Source organism: Pseudomonas sp. Sample_11 (genome assembly GCF_004307505.1).
Classification (GTDB): domain Bacteria; phylum Pseudomonadota; class Gammaproteobacteria; order Pseudomonadales; family Pseudomonadaceae; genus Aquipseudomonas; species Aquipseudomonas atacamensis.
This window is the reverse complement of sequence record NZ_RCOD01000027.1, coordinates 15,861-33,098: the sequence shown is the minus strand read 5'-3', so window position 1 is coordinate 33,098 and position 17,238 is coordinate 15,861. Positions and strand designations below refer to the sequence as shown.

The window sequence follows — 17,238 nt, the reverse complement described above, 5'->3', positions numbered from 1 at the left end:
ACTGTTGAGAGACCAACGTTTGATGTCTTGTTTCAAACCACTTGAATGCCGTTCTGTACCCACAAGTGGTGGCTCGGATCCTCCTGTGCCGTGTATTGAACATAGTCGATGCCGTCGGCCTGTTGCGTGCCATCGGCGACCCAGCCATCGGTCATGTGCACGCTGTCCCTGTCGTCACCCTTGATCAGCAGGGTGTTGTTGTCCGAGGACGTGATCGCCAGCAGATCGCTGAGATTCAGTGTCAGCGCAACCGCACTGGAATGGTTGAGATCGAGGATCTCGACGTTGTGGATCTTGCTCTGCAGATCGCCGAGGTTGATCGACACGTCGCCACCGGCCCAGAGCAGGGTGTCGGTGCCGCTGCCGCCGTCCACCGAGGTGAACTGCTGATCGGCGATGATCAGCGTGTCGTCGCCACCGCCACCTTGCAGGGTCACGGCGCCACTGTGCGAGCCGTCGAGGGTGTCGTTGCCCTCGGTGCCCTGGATCAAGTCACTGCCAGTGGCATGGGCCAGACCGAGGTCATCGCTGGCCAGTGCCGAGAACGCGGTGCTGGCGAATGCGCCGGCATTGTTCAGGTCGATGGTCAGCGTCGCAGTATCCACGGTGCCGTTGGGGTGGGTGAGTTGGTAGGTGAAGGTGTCTTCCTGGCCGATCACCGCATCGGTCAGGCCGGCCTTGAGCGTGTAGGTGTAGTTGCCGTTGGCCTGGACCACCAGGGTGCCGTAGTTGCCGACCAGCGAGACGCCGTTGTAACCCGGCGCGACGTAACTCCCAGCGACCAGCACGCTGAGCAAGGTATAGACCGAGCCCAACACATCGGCGCCGCCGCCAGCGGTGTCGGTGAGCAGATTGCCCGATACCGGCGTGTAGCTGCCGACCACGAACTGATTGTTGTAGGTCGCGACGTTGATCAGGCTGGTGTTGACGCTGGTCAGCAGGCCGAGGCCGCCCACTGCCACCCGCACCTGATAACTGCCGGCGGTCTGGTCGTCGAACTTGATCCCGTAGTTGCCGCCGCCGAGATTGACCAGCGCGTTGCCGCCGTAACTCTTGACCAGCACGTACTGGTTGGTCGCCGTGTTGAGCTTGTACAGGCCCACCGTCATCGAACCGAGCAGCGCCAGCAGGTTGCTCGAATTGACCACCACGGTCAGGTCACTGACGGTATCGGCCGCGACCACGGTGTTGTAGTTACCACTGCCGCCGCCCAGCAGCACATTGAACGTGCCAAGGGCTGAGTTGGTGGTGACTTCGCGGTTGATCAGGGTGACGTCGGTCGAAGCGACGTCTGGCGTGGCATCCACCACCAGCGCCGGGCTGCCAAGGTTGGCGTCGTTCCACACTTCGCTGGCTTGCGGGCTGTCGATGCGCACGTACAGATTGGCGGTGTCGCTCAAGCCGTTCGGGTGCACCAGTTGGTAGTTGAACACGTCGACCTTGCCGACGCTGCCGACACTGCCGTTCGGTTTGTAGCTGTAGTTGCCGTTGGCGTCGATGGTCAGCGTGCCGTACAACCCTTGCACCGTGGTGCCGGCCCCGGCGCTGACCCAGGCGCCGTTCTTGAAGATCTGCAACTGCGCGCCGTTGTCCGGGCCGGTCTGATCGGCCGTGCCATCGACACCGACGTTGGTGATGACGTTGCCGGTCACCGCTGGCCCGGCAATGCCGTTGAACTGGGTCAGGCTGCTGACATCCAGTTGCAGCTGGGTATTGACCGTGGTCAGCACGCCGATGCCGGTGCTCGACACCGTCAGTCGATAATCGCCTGACAGCAGGTTACCGATGTCGACCCGTACGCCCTGGCCGGCGAGCGCGATCAGGTCAAGCAGGCCGCCGCTGCCATTGACATCCAGAGTCACCCAGTTGCCGCTGGCATCTTTGACTTGCAGGGTGTAGACCACGCCATCGATCAGCGAAATCAGACTGCTGGTGGTCAGCGTCAGGGTCGGATCAAGACGCGTGCCGCCGGCGACGGTGAAGGTGAAGGTTTTCGAGAATCCGGCAAGCAGCGTGGTGAACGAGTCGTTGAAGGTCTGCGAGGCGGTGACCGGTGCCAGCGTGACGGTGCCGACGGCGAGGTTATCGCTGGCGATCACTGGCGCGTTGACGTCGACGTCCGGCGCAATGACGTTGGCGGCCACCGAAACGTTGCCGCGTGCGTCGCTAAGGTTGATGGTGAGGTTTTCACCGTTGATCTGCGCGCTGTTCAGGGTGACGGTAAACACGCCGAGGTTGTTGACCGTGCCGGTTCCGAGAACGGCGCCGCTGGCCGACTTGATGGTGACGGTTGCGCCGACTTCGCCGGTACCGGTGACGGTCAGGCCGTCGGCGCCGACCAGCAGCGCCGTGGCGGCAGCGGGCGGTGTCAGGTCTGGCGCCGTCGCGGTCGCCGCAGCCGATACGTTGCCGCTCGGATCGGCCTGGGTGACGCTGAGCACCTGGCTGTTGATCTGCGCCGAGGCCAGTGCCACGGAGAAACTGCCGTTAGCGGCGACGGTGGCGGTGCCGAGCACCACGCCGCCGACGCCTCGCACGCTGATGGTCGAACCGGGCACACCGACGCCAGTGAGCAAGGTGCCGCTGCCATTGACGCTGACGCCAGTCGGCGCGCCAGGGGCGGTAATGTCCGGCGCCGTCAGGCTGGCATTGGGCGACAGGTTGCCGGCCGGGTCGACCAGACGCACGGTCAACAGCTGCCCGTCGAGTTGTGCGGTGTTCAGGTTGAAGCTGAACGTACCGCCACTGCCCACGGTGGTGGTGCCGATCAGCGCACCGCCCGGGCCGTAGACGTTGACCGTCGCACCGGCTTCGCCCGTACCGCTGAGGGTCAGACCGTTGGCAGCGAGCGTCAGACCGCTGGCCGCGATCGGCGCCTGTACGTCAGCGGCCGTCAGATTGAAAACCGGCGACAGATTGCCCGTCGGGTCGGCCTGTTGGACGTTGAGCTGTTGGCCATTCAGTTGCGCGCTGGACAGTTGCACGGTGAAGGTGCCGCCAGCATTGACCACAGCGGTGCCGAGGACGGTACCGGCTGCGTTGGTCACGCTGACGGTCGCGCCGGCTTCACCCGTGCCGCTGACCGCCAGGCCGGTGCCGTTCAGGCTGACATTGCTCAGCGGCGCCGGCGCTGTGGTATCGGCGACGCTGAGGTTGGTAACCGGCGAAACGTTGCCCGCCGCATCGCTCTGCGTGACGCTCAGTTGCTGGCCGTTGAGTTGCGCCGATGACAAGGTCACCGAGAACGAGCCATTGCCCGCCACCGTCGCCGTGCCCAGCACCGCGCCACCCGCACCGCGAACAGTGACGGTGGCGCCGGCTTCACCGAGCCCGCCGAGCACCAGACCGGCACCGCTGAGTACCAGCGCCGTCGGAGCGGCCGGGGGAGTGATGTCGGGCGCGGTTACGTTAAGCCCCGACGAAGTGTTGAGTGCCGCATCGGTCTGAGTCGCATTGAGCACCTGACCGTTGACCTGCGGCGTATTGAGCTGTGCGCTGAAAGTGCCATTGGCGCCAACCGTCGCACTGCCCAGCACCACGCCGCCAGCGCCGGTGATGGTCACCGACGCGCCGACTTCGCCGCGACCGGTAACGACTGTGCCGTTGGCATTGACCGCCAGATCGCTGAGTGGCGCCGGCGCCGAGGTGTCGCCTGCGGTGATTTCAGTCGGCAGCGAGGCACCACCCAACGCAGTGTTGGCGGTGACTTCGAGGCTTTCGCCGTTGGTTTGCGCTGGCGTCAGCACCACGCTGAACGTGCCATCCCCGCCGGTGACGCCGGTGCCGATCAGGCTGTTGTCCGGCGCGTAGACGTTGATGGTGGTGCCGATCGCCGCCGTGCCTGTCAGCGTCACGCCGTCGGCTGTCAGTACAAGATTGTCCGGCGCAGCCGGGGCTGGCACTGCCGGAACAGTCAGGTCGGCGTCTGCGGACACGTTAGTCGCGACGTCTGTTTGATTCACTGTCAGCACTTGCCCGACGGTGATGCCGGGGTCCAGATCGATCAGGAATGTGCCGTTGGCCGCGACCGTGCCGCTGCCGACGATATTGCCCAGCGCATCGGTCACTTCGACACTCGCGCCGGCTTCGCCACGACCGGCGAGCTGGCTCAGATCGCCGCTGATGGTCAGACCGGTGACGGCATCTGGAGCGGTAGTATCAGCCGCCGGGTAGAGCAGCACTGGCGATGCGTTTTGCGCTTCGTCCGTCGCGATCACTGACAACAACTGACCGTTGGCCTGAGCCGGATTCAGCGTAACGGTGTAGGTACCATCGCCCAATGCCACCGCTGTGCCGAGCACGGTGCCGGTGGCGGACAGCACAGTCACGGTGCTGCCGGCTTCGGCGGTCCCGGCGAGCAAGGTGCCGGCGCCGGTCAGCGATGTCACCGTTGGTGCGATAGGTGCTGTGCTGTCCGGCGCGTCGACCAGTACGGGGTCGGACTGGTTGTTTTGTGCGTCGGCCTGCACGACCGACAGTGCGCGGCCATCGAGTTGCGCAGCCGACAACGTGACGCTGAAATTGCCGTCTGCGGCCACGGTCGCTGTACCGAGCACCACCGTGCCGTCACGCACGGTGACGGTCGCGCCGGGCTCGCCGGTACCGGTGACGGTCAAGCCGTCCTGGCTGACATTGAGGTCGGCCACTTCCAGTGGATCGGTGATATCGCCTGCTTGCAGAGGTGCTGTGGGTGAAATGTTTGAAGCCGGATCAGTCTGATTGACGCTCAACAGCTCGCCATTCACCTGCGGCGGATTAAGGGTCACGCTGAACGAGCCATTGCCGGTCACGGTTGCCGAGCCCAGTACCGTGCCAGTCGCGCTGAGCACGCGCACCGTGGCGCCGGCTTCACCGGTACCGGTCAGTGTCAGGCCATCAGGCGTGAGAACGAGGTCGGTGGGCGCAGCGGGCAGGGTGATGTCCGGCGCAGTGACGGGCACGATCGGCGAAGGGTTGCCCGCCGCATCACGCTGGATCACCGACAAGGCTTCACCGTTGAGCAAAGGCTGATCCAGTGTCACGCTGAAACTGCCATCTGCCGCCACGGTGCCGGTGCCGATGATGGTGCCCACCGCATTGGTGACGACCACCTGCGAGCCAGCCGCACCGGAGCCGGTGATGAGGCTGCCGCTGGCGTCGATCTCGACATCCGTCAGTGCGGCAGGAGGCGTGCTGTCAGGTGCCGTCAGGGTTCCGGCAGGCGAGGCATTGCCGGCCGCATCCGCCAACACCACGAACAGCGCTTGGCCATTGGTCTGCACCGGGGTCACGGTGATCTGGAAACGACCATCGCTACCCACGGTGCCGGTGCCCAGTTCGGTGCCATCGGCCGACGTCACACGGACAGTGGCGCCGACTTCGCCGGTACCGGTGAGAAGGCCGCCATCGGCATTCAGTTGCAGATCGGCCGGCGTCGCTGGCGGGGTCAGATCCGGGGCGGTGACCGTCACCGGGGCGCTGACGTTGCCGGGTGGATCAGCCTGCTGCACGCTTAGAATCTGTTCATTGATCTGCGGCGGATTGAGGGTGACGCTGAAGGTGCCGTCGCCGAGTACCACGCTGGTGCCGAGCAAGGTGCCATTGGCATCGCGCACGGTCACGGTCGCGCCGGGTTCGCCAGTACCGATGACCAACGCGCCGGACGAGTTGATATCGACGTTGTCCAGTGGATCAGGCGGGGTGAAGTCCGGTGTGGTCAGGTTCACTGCCGGCGAGTCGTTGCCCGCCGCGTCGGCCTGCACCACGGTGATCACTTCGGCATTGGTCAACGCCGGGTTCAGTGGCAGGGTGAAGGTACCGGTCGCGCTGACCACGGCGGTGCCAAGCACGTTGCCGTCGCTGTCGATGACGCGCACCTGCGCGCCGGGTTCGCCGCGCCCGGTCAGGCTTGCGCCGTCGCCGCCGATGCTCAGTTGCGAAACGGCCGCTGGCGGTGTGCTGTCGACCGAAGTGAACGGCGTGGCTGCCGAGGTGTTGCCCGCCGCATCCGTCAGCGACACGGTCAGCGCCTGGCCGTTGGCTTGCGGCGTGGTCAGGGTGATCGCAAAGGTGCCGTCGATACTCACGGTGCCGGTGCCGACCAGCGCTCCGGCGGCGTTGTACACGTTGACCGTGGTGCCGGCCTCACCGGTACCCGACAGCAAGGTGCCGTCAGTGCTTGCCACCAGCGCCGCCGGCGCATTGGGCGCGAGCAGGTCCGGGGCGATCAGGTTGACGCTGTTGGATTCGTTGCCGGCGGTGTCGGCCTGGCTCAGGCTCAGGGTCTGCCCCGAAGTCTGCGCCGGGCTGAGGGTGACGCTGAACGTGCCATTGGCCGCCACCACCGCGCTGCCGAGAACCACTCCGCCGGTGCCGAGCACGGTCACCGTGGCGCCGGCTTCACCGCGCCCGGTCAGGGCCGTGCCGTTCGGTGCCAGACTCAGTTCGCTGAGCGGCGTTGGCGCGGCGATGTCGGCAGCGGTGTAGTCGGTCGGTGACGAATTGATACCGGTGCTTGAGGTTGCCACGGCAGACAGCTGTTCGCCGTTGAGTTGCGCGGCGTTGAGGGTGACGCTGAAAGTGCCATTGGCCGCCACCAGCGCGCTGCCGAGCAACACGCCCGAGGCATTGCGAATGCTCACGGTGCTGCCGGCGGTGGCCGAGCCGGTGAGGGTCAGACCGTCGACGCTGAGGGCCAGATTGGTCGGTGCACTTTCCGCCAGATTGCCCGGTGCAGTCACCGGCGCCGCCGGTCCGGTGTTGCCGGCAGCATCGATCTGCACCACGGAAAGATTCGATCCAGCCACCGCCGCCGGGGACAACGTGACGCTGAAATTGCCATTGCTGGCAACGGTCGCAGTACCCAGCAAAACACCGCCGGTATCGCGGACTTCCACGCTGGCGCCGACCTCGCCGATGCCGGTCAGAGTGGCACCATCGGCGCTCACCGCCAGATCGCTCGCCACCAACGGCGCCGTGCTATCGACCGCATTGACGATTGCCGGGGCCGACGGATTGCCCGCCGCATCGGTGGCCGTCACGTTCAGCGACTGGCCGTTGGTTTGCGGGCTGTTGAGGGTGATCTGGAAAGTGCCGTTTGCCGCCGCCGTGGTGGTCCCGAGAAGATTGCCCTGACTGTCGCGTACGGTCACGGTACTGCCGGCCTCGGCGTTACCGGCCAGTTGCACGCCGGCAGCATTGAGCGTCAATGCGCTCGGAATCGCCGGCGCGGTCAAATCCGCGGCGATGACTTCAACCGCCGTCGAAACGTTGCCCGGCGGATCTTCCTGAGTGACGGTCAGCACTTCGGCATTCAGTTGTGCTGCGTTGAGGGTGACCGTGAACGCGCCGCCACTGCCGACCTGCGCGGTGCCGAGCAAGGTGCCGTCGGCGCTGCGCACGGACACCGTTGCGCCCGGTTCGCCATGACCAGTGACGGTGACGCCGTCAGCATTCACCGCGACTTGGGTCAGTGCAGCTGGTGGGCTGATGTCGGGCGCATTGACGCTGGTCGACGGCGAGACATTGCCTGCAGGGTCGGTCTGGCTGATCGCCAGCGCCTCGCCGTTGGTCGGCGCGGGCGCCAGGGTCACGCTGAACGCGCCGTCCGCGCCCACCACGGCGCTGCCCAGCAGGGTGCCGTTGGCGGTGGTGACATTGACTGTTGCGCCAGCCTCACCAGTGCCGCTGAGGGTGCTGCCATCGGCGCTGATCAGTGGGTTTTGCACAGCGGCGGGCGGGGTGCCGTCGACGGTGATCACGCCAGTGGAAGTCGAGGCGTTGCCATTGGCGTCGGTCAGAGTGACCTGCAGGGTTTCGCCGGTGTTCTGCGCATTGGGCAAAGTGACCTGGAAGTTGCCGCTCTGATCGACCACGCCGGTGGCCAACACGTTACCGGCGGCATCGCGCACGGTCACGGTGCTGCCGGCTTCGCCCTGGCCTTTGACCACGGTGCCGACGTCATTGATCGTAACGCCAGTCGCTGCGGCGGGCGGTTGCAGATCGCTGGCAATGATGCCGGCGGGTTGCGACAGGTTGCCGGCGGCGTCGCTCTGGATCGCGGTAAGCGCCTGGCCATTGAGCTGCGCCGGCGTCAGCGTCAGGCTGAACGTGCCATTGCTGGCGACCAGTGCAGTACCGAGCACGGTACCTGTGGCGTCGGTGACAGTGACCGTCGCCCCGGCCTCTCCGCGTCCAGTGAGTGTCGTGCCGTTGGTATTCAGCGCCAGATCGGTCACAGCGTCCGGCGCCGTGCCATCGACCGCCGTCACCGTGCCCGGAATCGACACGTCACCGTCGGGACTGGTGGCCGTCACCTGGAGAACTTGCGCGTTGATCTGTTTGCTACTGAGCAACAGGGTGAAGCGGCCGAAGCTGTTGATCAGCCCGGAGCCGAGCACAGCGCCGCTGCTGCTGGTCACCGTCACGGTGCAACCGGGCGTACCGGCGCCAGTCAGGGTGAAACCATCGGCACTCAAGGCCAGATCGGTCGGGGTCGCGACCTGGCTACCGTCCAGTCCTGCCAGCGGCACGACGGGCGAATCATTGCCGCCGCCATCCGTGCTGATGACTTCCAGATTGCCGCCAGGCTCGGCCGGTGGACTGAGGGTCACGACGAAGCGGCCGTCCGCATCGGCCGTCGCGGTGCCCAGCACAGCGCCACCGCCGGCAATGCTGACGGTGACCGTGGTGCCCGGTTCGGCGAGGCCAGAGACCTGCGTGCCGGCCGGGTTGAGCGCGAGATCGCTGACCGCTGCCGGCGGGGTGCTGTCCGGCGCGGTGACGCTGCCGGGAAGCGAACTGTTGGCGCCGTCCGACACCACGACTTGCAAGGCTTCGCCATTGGTCTGCGCAGTATCGAGGTCGACCGTGAAGGCGCCCGTGCCGTCAGCGGTCGCGGTGCCGATGACGTTACCGTCGGCATCCAGCACCTGCACCGTGTTATTGGGCTGCGTGGTGCCGGTGACCGTGGCCCCTGCAGGATCGACGACCAGCCCGGTCGGTGCAGGCGGGGCGGTGATGTCCGGTGCGGTGACCGGCGTGGCCGGCGAGGGCAGGGCGCTCGCATCGGTCTGGATCACACTCAACACCTGACCGTCGAGCTGAGCCGGGCTCAGGTTGACGCTGAAACTGCCGTCGCCGGCGACCACCGTAGAGCCGAGCACCGTGCCGTCGGGCGCGCTGACGGTTACGGTGCTGCCCGCTTGCCCAGTGCCGGTCAAGGTCACGCCGTTACTGGCGAGCACGACATTGTCCGGCGCCAGCGGCGCGGTGGTGTCCGTCGCCGTCAATGGTGTGCTGGGGGAAACGTTCACGCCATCCGATTGGCTGACTTGCAGTTGCTGGCCTTCGATCTGCGGGCTGTTCAGCGGCACTGTAAAGGCGCCGCTGCCGTCGACGATCGCGGTGCCCAACACATTGCCGGCCGAATCCTTGACCGACACCGTGGCACCGGGCTCGCCGGTGCCACTCAGTTCAGTGCCACCTGCATTCAGCGTCAGATCCGAAGGAGCCGTTGGGGCCTGGATATCCGGCGCTTCAACTGGAACTGCCGGCGAGCCCGACGGCGAGCCATCGGTCTGCACGACGCTGAGGTTCTGGCCATTGGTTTGTGCTGAGGACAAGGTGACTTCGAAACGGCCGTTGCTGCCGACGACAGCTGTTCCCAGCACGGTCCCATTGGTGTCAGTGACAGTAACGGTGGCGCCGATCTGACCCGCGCCGGAGACCACGGCGCCATTGGCGGAAATGCTTACATCGGTCACAGCTACCGGTGTGGTCAGATCGGGTGCTATCACGTTGACCGGCGCCGAAGGATTGCCGTCCGCGTCGGTCTGGATCACTTGCAGCTGTTGCGCATCGGTCTGTGGTGTGGAAAGTGGAACGGTAAAATTGCCATCGGCACCCACCGTGCCGGTGCCGATGATGTTGCCGGCCGGATCGCGCACGGTGACTGACGCACCCAACTCACCCTTACCGGTAAGCGTCTGCCCCTGAGCGTCGAGCGCGAGATCGGAGACGGCCGTCGGCCCTTGGGTGTCAGGTGTGACGTAGCTCAGCGGCGCGGAGGTGTTGCCAGCGGCGTCGCTGGCACTGATCTGCAGTGTTTCGCCGTTGTTCTGTGGACTGCTCAGTTGCAGGCTGAACGTGCCGTCCGCCGCGACAACGGCCGAACCGAGCACATTGCCGTTGGCGTCGCGCACCGTTACGGTCGAACCGACCTGGCCGCGCCCACTCAACTGCGTGCCATCGATGCTCACCGCGATGTCGCTGGGTTGAGTCAGGCCATCCAGATCAATGGCGATAACGGTCGCTGCTGGCGAAGGGTTGCCGGCGGCGTCGGTGACCAGCACGCTCAGCGCCTCACCATCGATTTGCGCGGCGCTCAGTTGCACGGTGAACGAGCCGTCGGCTGCGACTAAAGCCGTGCCGAGCAGTGTGCCTTGGGCATTGGTGACGCTGACTGTGCTGCCGGGTTCGCCACGGCCGGTGACCGAGAGGCCATCGCTGCTCACGGCCAGATCCGTTGCAGCGGCGGGGCCGGTGATGTCCGGCGCATTGAAGGTGATGGCCGGCGATTGCGCACCGGCGCTGTTGACTGCCACGACACTGAAGGTTTCACCGTTGGCCTGCGCGCGAACCAGCGTCAGCAGGAAAGTACCGTCAGCGGCCACCGCCGCGCGCCCGAGCAATTCGCCGTTGGCGGCACGGACTTCGATCGTGGTGCCGGCCCGGGCGGTGCCGGTCAGCTGGCTGCCGTCGCTGCTCAAACCGAGATTGCCTGGCGTCGTCGGTTCGACGATCTCCGGCGCGCTGACCGTTGCGCCGGTCGAGATATTGCCTGCCGCATCGGTTGCATTCACGGTCAGCGGCTGGCCGCCGGTTTGCGCGGGGCTGAGGGCGACGCTGAAAGTGCCATCCGCCGCCACCACAGCGCTACCGAGTAGCGTGCCATCGGCGGCGCGCACCTGGATGGTCGAGCCGGCTTCACCGGTGCCGCCGAGTTGCGTGCCATCTGCGCTCACGCTGAGATTGCCTGGCGCGGTGGGCGCGGTGGTATCCGGCGCAGTGACCGTACCCGGTGTCGAAACGTTGCCCGCAGGGTCGGTGAGCGTGACGTCGAGCGGCTGACCATTGTTCTGCGGCGTACCCAGGTCGACCTGGAAACTGCCATCGACGCCAACGGTTCCGGAAGCCAAAAGGTTGCCGGCTGCATCGCGTACCTGAACGACACTGCCAGCTTCGCCAAAACCACTCAGCACCCGGCCATCGGCCGACAAGGTCAATCCGGTCGCGGGCGCAGGAGGCGTCGCGTCGCCACCGCCACCACCACCACCGCCGCCGCCCCCACTTCCGCCGGCAGCGGCTGCCGCACCACCCGCGCCCAACAGGCCAAGCCCGGCAATCGCCCATGCCGGCGTTGCCCCATCCACCACACCGACGCCAGCGATCAGCTCGTCCAGCGAATTGATTTCGTCAAAGGTAAAGCCATTGAACGGCTCGGCGCTGTAGCGCGCCTGCCACAGCGTCGCGTCGTCACCCTGAAAGACAATGTCATTGGGCACGCCGTCAGGGCTGGTGACAAAGAAATTGGAGATTTTGATTTGCTCGCCAGACTTCAGATTGACGATCAAATCCTGACCGCTGCGACTGGTCGACGCCAATTGATCGGGCCGGACCGGCATTTGTACAACTGAAGGCTGACTGAGCTGAACATTGCCCCAGTTCTGGGCAGTGAGCTGAGAATTGGCTTTGTCGGCAATGACGATGTTGTCCATTACTACTCCCTGTAAATGGGTGGGGCGGACGTCCACGGGTGGTTTTAAAACCATAGATAGGGAGTGTCAGATGGGGCTGCCTGATTTTTGACGAGCGTCTGGATGGGCCATTTGCCCACGTTTATCTACTTGAAAATCCGTTCTATTCAGGTCGTTACCGTTTGTCGGGACGTTGGATCCAAGCGCTTTTTGGGTGCAACAAAATGTGTCGTTTTCGACATTATCCAAAGACACCGCGGAATAAGTCCGGGCGGAATCGACGAGGGTGATGGCTAAGCGATATTGAATTTTTCAAAGCGCAGGCCAGCCTCGGCAGCTGCCTGTCTGCGAAGGTGTTAATCAATAAGCGTGGGAGGGGGGGGAAGGCTTTGTATAAGAAATCCTGTTGTACCGTTTCAGCTGTTCTTTCTATCCCTCAGCAGTTAATGCGCTAGCTATCGATCGCCGAAGTGATCGGACGATATCCAGCGCAGACTGATCGCTAACGCTGCCGGGGCACTGATCAAACATATGCGGCGCCCCAGGGTAGACATGCAGTTCGACGGCAACCCCGGCGCGGGACAGACGCAGGGCAAATGCAACGTCCTCTTCCAGAAACAGATCCAGCGCGCCAACGGCCAGAAACGTCGGTGGCAAGTCACGCAGATCGTCTTGCAGGGCCGGCGAAAACCAGCCGATTGGCAGATCATCCAGCGCTTGGTCAGCGCGCAGGCAATCCCAGCAGAACTGGTTGGCTTGCGCTGGCCAGCCAATCACGCCGGTCGTGCTGTTCTGCTGAGGCGAGGCTGCGCTGCCCGAACGGTAATCGAGCATCGGATAAACCAGCACCTGACTGGCGATGGAATATTCGCCGCGATCCCGCGCCACAATGGCCAGCGCTGCTGCCAGCCCGGCGCCGGCACTGTGACCCATGACGATTACTTTGTCGGCGTCAATATTGAGCGTTTGCTGGTGGGCGAAAACCCAGCCGAGGGCGGTGTAACAATCCTCCAGAGGAACAGGGAAGGGGTGCTCTGGCGCGAGACGGTAATCGACGGCGACGATGATCGCCTTAAGTGCTTCGGCGAGGTCAGCCAGATAGTCATCGGCCATTTCGGGGCAACCGAGGACGAAACCTCCACCGTGGATGTACAGGATCACCGCTAAATTACCGTCCGGTGCTGCGCCTGCGGACCGGTAAAGACACAGGCGCAAATCCTCACCGTCGTGGGCCTTGGTCCATAGGCTTTCACCGCGCGCTTGTTCTCGGGATTTGAATGTCGCATGGACACGCTCCCTGATCGCGGGCAGCGTTTCCAACGTCCAGGCTTCTGCGCCGGGAGTTAAAAAGCTTTTGAAGTCGGGATCCAGCAGTTCATGTGCTTTCACGTTCTGCCTCCTGTTTTCGAATGAACGAGCGCCTCGGATGGAGGCGCCGCTCACGGTGGAGTTACAGCCAGGCTTTGATCTGCGCGCAAACGGCCGGCGTCGAAATGCCGTAGCGATCATGCAGCGTCGGCAGGGCGCCCGCGTCGAGGAACGCGTCGGGCAACGCGATCTGCCTGAAGGTGGGCGTCACGCCATTGCGCAACAACAACCCGGCAACCGCCTCACCCAAACCGCCGATGATCGAGCTGTTCTCGGCGGTGACCACCAGACGCCCGGATTTGCGCGCTTCGGCGAGAATGGTTTGTTCATCCAGCGGCTTGATGGTCGGCACGTGCAGCACGGCCACATCAATGCCGTCGGCCTGCAATTGCTTGGCCGCTTCCAGTGAGCGCATGGTCATCAGCCCGGTGGAGATGATCAGTACGTCGTTGCCCGTGCGCAGGGTCTTGGCCTTGCCGATCTCGAATTTATAACCGTACTCGTCCAGCACCAACGGCACATTGCCGCGCAGCAAACGCATATAGACCGGGCCTTGGTGAGCGGCGATGGCCGGCACGGCCTGTTCGATTTCCAGCGCATCGCAAGGGTCGACAATCATCAGATTGGGCATGGCGCGGAAAATAGCCAGGTCATCGGTGGCCTGGTGGCTCGGCCCGTAGCCCGTGGTGAGGCCGGGCAGCCCGCAGACGATTTTGACGTTGAGGTTTTCCTCGGCGATGGCCATGCAGATGAAGTCGTAAGCACGCCGCGAGGCGAACACCGCGTAGGTGGTGGCGAAGGGCACGAAACCTTCACGCGCCATGCCCGCGGCCGCGCTCATCAGCAACTGTTCGGCCATGCCCATCTGATAGAAACGCTCCGGGTGCGCCTTGGCAAAAATGTGCAGGTCGGTGTACTTGGACAGGTCCGCAGAGAGACCGACGATGTCCGCACGCTGATCTGCCAGCGCTGCGAGCGCATGGCCGAACGGTGCCGAGCGGGTCGCCTGGCCCTCGGAGGCAATCGAGGCAATCATCGCCGAGGTGGTCAGGCGCTTTTTCACCGGCGCGCCAGTAGCAGTCGAAGGCGCAGTGTTGGCGGCGTTGCTCATTGGTCTTTTCCTTCTTCAAGGTTGCTCAGTGCCAGGTCCCACTCGTGTTCTTCAACGCGAATGAAGTGGGTCTTCTCCCGGTTCTCCAGAAACGGCACGCCTTTGCCCATTTTCGTGTCGCAGATGATCACGCGCGGTTGCCCGCCGGGGTGATTGCGCGCGGCATCGAATGCAGCGACCAGGGCGTCGAGGTCATTGCCGTCGACGCGCTGGGTGAACCAGCCAAAGGCTTGCCAGCGATCGACAATGGGTTCGAACGAGAGAATCTCGCTGGAATGGCCGTCGGCCTGCTGGTTATTCACGTCGACGATGGCGATCAGGTTGTCGAGCTGCCAGTGCGAAGCCGACATCACCGCTTCCCAGGTCGAGCCTTCATTGAGTTCGCCATCGGACAGCAGGTTGTAGACGAACGAGGCCGAGCCTTTGCGCTTGAGGCCCAGGCAGGCACCGACCGCGATGCCCAGGCCCTGACCCAGCGAGCCGCCGGTGATTTCCATCCCCGGGGTGTAGGCGGCCATGCCCGACATCGGCAGGCGGCTGTCATCCGAGCCGTAGGTTTCCAGCTCGTCGAGCGGAATGATCTCGGCTTCGATCAGCGCTGCGTACAGCGCGATGGCGTAGTGGCCGATGGAGAGATAGAAGCGATCGCGCTGCTCCCATTCGGGATCTGTCGGGCGATGGTTCAGCGCATGAAAGTAAGACACCGCCAGCAGGTCAGCCGCGCCGAGGGCCTGGCCCACATAGCCCTGGCCCTGAACCTGGCCCATGCGCAGTGCATGGCGGCGAATGTTGTGCGCGCGCTGGGTCAGGCTCAGCGATGCAGCGTGTGCAAGATTAGTCGTCATGATGAAACTCCGTTGACTCAACGATTGACCAAAGCGGCGGGAATACGCAGGACCAGGCTCGCGCCGAGGAACAGCACGCCGGTAATCAGGTACATGCCGATGGCACTGGAACCGGTCAGGGTGGTGATCCAGCCGATCAGATAAGGCGAGCAGAAGCCGGCGAGGTTGGCGAAGCTGTTGACCGCGGCGATGCCAGCGGCCGCAGACACCCCGCCAAGCAGCGTGGTGGGCAGCATCCAGAACAACGAGGTGGCGGAGAGAATGCCGGAGGCGGCCAGGCACAGGCTGAGGATCGACAAGGTCGGATTGCCGCCCATCAGCGCTGCCAGGCTCAAGCCGATCGCACCGGCGATCATCGGCACGATCAGGTGCCAGCGGCGCTCGCGATGTTTGTCGCCACTGCGGCCGACCAGGAGCATGGCGGCGATGGCGCACAGATAGGGCAGGCTGGTCAGGAAACCGATGTGCAGCGGGTCGGAAACCCCTGCATTGCGCACCAGTGTCGGCAGCCAGAAGGTGATCGCATATTGGCCCATGACCACACAGAAGTAGATCGCCGCCAGCAGCCACAAGCGCCGGTCGCGAATGAACTCGCCGACCGAGGCGTGGGTGACCTTTTGCTGGTCGTCTTCGGCCAGCTCGCGAGTGATCAAGGCTTTTTCCTCGTCATTGAGCCAGGTCGCCTGATGCACGCCGTCCTTCAGATAACTCAGCACCAGCAGGCCGACGACCACGGTGGGCACCGCCTCGAGAACGAACATCCATTGCCAGCCGGCCCAGCCGTGCACACCGGCAAAGTGGTTCATGATCCAGCCCGACAGCGGGCCTCCGACCATGCCTGACAGCGGAATGGCGATAAACCACAACACGGTCATGCGCGCTCGCCGATAGGACGGAAACCAGTAGGTGAGGTAGAGCAGCAGGCCCGGCGCCAGACCGGCTTCGGCGATCCCCAGGAGAAAGCGCAGGGCATAGAACTGCCACGCGGTTTCAACGAAGGCGAACAGCGCCGAGACGATGCCCCAGGTGATCATGATCCGCGCAATCCACACTCGCGCGCCGACCTTGTGCAGGATGATGTTGCTGGGCACTTCGCAAAGGAAATAGCCGATGAAAAACACCCCGGCGCCCAGTCCGTAGACCGTTTCGCTGAGGGCCAGATCGTTCATCATTTGCAGCTTGGCGAAACCGACGTTGACCCGGTCCAGATAGGCGCACAGGTAGCACAGCATCAGGAACGGCATCAGCCGCCAGGCCGTTTTGCGATAGGCAGAAGAACGCACGGTCGAAACCGCTTCGAGCGACAGGGTAGTCATGATGGTCTGATCTCTTGTTTTTATTGACCGCCAGGCCATCAGGCCCGGCTGCGTCATCGATCCAGAACCGCACGGGCCACGCAGGCCCGCCCAGAGTTACTCAGTGAATCAGCATGCCGCCGTTCACATCGAGGGTGATGCCGGTCAGATAAGCGGACAGGTCGCTGGCCAGAAACAGCGCGGCGTTGGCAACGTCCTGCGCTTGACCCAGGCGCCCCAGCGGAATGCCTTCGATGATGGCGTGGCGGCGTTCATCCTGCATCAGGCCGCCGGTGATGTCGGTGTGAATCAGGCCGGGAGCGATGGAATTGACGCGGATATTGTCCGGCCCCAATTCCCGCGCCATGGCCTTGCCCAGCCCCAGCACACCGGCCTTGGCCGCGCTGTAATGCGGGCCACCGAAGATGCCGCCGCCGCGCTGGGCCGACACCGACGACATGCAGACGATGCTGCCGGAAGACTGTTGGCGCATCAGCGGAATCACCGCCTGGGACATGAGCAAAGTGCCGCGCAGGCTGACGTCCAGCACCTTGTCGTAGTCCGAAGGGCGAATATCCAGAGTCTTCAGTGGCTGGGTGATGCCGGCGTTGTTGACGAGAATATCGATGCGCCCGAAGTGCTCGATGATGGCGGCGACGGCTTGCTGAACCTGCGCTTCGTCGGCCACGTTGGCCGCCAGGCCCAGATGACCTTCGCCCAGTGCTGCGGCGGCGTCACGTGCTGCGGAGGCATCCAGATCGAGGATGACCACGCGAGCGCCGTGTTGCGCAAATGTGCTGGCGGTAGCGCGGCCAATGCCACGGGCAGATGCGGCACCGGTAATGATTGCGACTTTGCCTTGAAGAAGCATGGAGGATTCCCTC

The 17,238-nt window shown here is 64.3% G+C and carries 6 protein-coding genes; all 6 read right to left on the bottom strand.

Annotated features, from left to right (window positions below; translation table 11 throughout):
• Positions 1-32: 32 nt before the first annotated feature.
• The 6 genes from D8U60_RS05705 to D8U60_RS05680 all read right to left on the bottom strand — a co-directional run bounded on the left by D8U60_RS05705 (position 33) and on the right by D8U60_RS05680 (position 17,225).
• Positions 33-11,756 (bottom strand): BapA/Bap/LapF family large adhesin, encoded by an 11,724-nt coding sequence (locus D8U60_RS05705; RefSeq protein ID WP_130899672.1) that lies wholly within the window; start codon positions 11,754-11,756, stop codon positions 33-35.
• Positions 11,757-12,164: 408 nt separating this feature from the next.
• The gene (locus D8U60_RS05700; protein WP_130899778.1) at positions 12,165-13,124 is read right to left on the bottom strand and encodes an alpha/beta hydrolase; all 960 of its coding nucleotides are present in this window, start codon (positions 13,122-13,124) and stop codon (positions 12,165-12,167) included.
• A gap of 61 nt (positions 13,125-13,185) precedes the next feature.
• Entirely contained in the window at positions 13,186-14,214 is a 1,029-nt protein-coding gene (locus tag D8U60_RS05695; protein ID WP_071171997.1) for a transketolase family protein, read from the bottom strand.
• The gene (locus tag D8U60_RS05690; RefSeq protein WP_130899671.1) at positions 14,211-15,059 is read right to left on the bottom strand and encodes a transketolase; all 849 of its coding nucleotides are present in this window, start codon (positions 15,057-15,059) and stop codon (positions 14,211-14,213) included. The genes D8U60_RS05695 and D8U60_RS05690 overlap by 4 nt, the downstream gene beginning before the upstream one ends.
• A 17-nt stretch (positions 15,060-15,076) precedes the next feature.
• The gene (locus D8U60_RS05685; protein WP_051600433.1) at positions 15,077-16,375 is read right to left on the bottom strand and encodes an MFS transporter; all 1,299 of its coding nucleotides are present in this window, start codon (positions 16,373-16,375) and stop codon (positions 15,077-15,079) included.
• Positions 16,376-16,475: 100 nt separating this feature from the next.
• Positions 16,476-17,225, bottom strand: a complete 750-nt coding sequence (locus D8U60_RS05680) for an SDR family NAD(P)-dependent oxidoreductase (RefSeq protein WP_024012667.1) — start codon at positions 17,223-17,225, stop codon at positions 16,476-16,478.
• Between the last annotated feature and the right edge of the window lie 13 nt (positions 17,226-17,238).

Excerpts from the sequence above, each read along its gene's own strand:
- D8U60_RS05705 (WP_130899672.1), bottom strand. The coding sequence starts at position 11,756 with ATGGACAACATCGTCATTGCCGACAAAGCCAATTCTCAGCTCACTGCC.
- D8U60_RS05695 (WP_071171997.1), bottom strand. The coding sequence starts at position 14,214 with ATGAGCAACGCCGCCAACACTGCGCCTTCGACTGCTACTGGCGCGCCG.
- D8U60_RS05690 (WP_130899671.1), bottom strand. The coding sequence starts at position 15,059 with ATGACGACTAATCTTGCACACGCTGCATCGCTGAGCCTGACCCAGCGC.
- D8U60_RS05685 (WP_051600433.1), bottom strand. The coding sequence starts at position 16,375 with ATGACTACCCTGTCGCTCGAAGCGGTTTCGACCGTGCGTTCTTCTGCC.
- D8U60_RS05680 (WP_024012667.1), bottom strand. The coding sequence starts at position 17,225 with ATGCTTCTTCAAGGCAAAGTCGCAATCATTACCGGTGCCGCATCTGCC.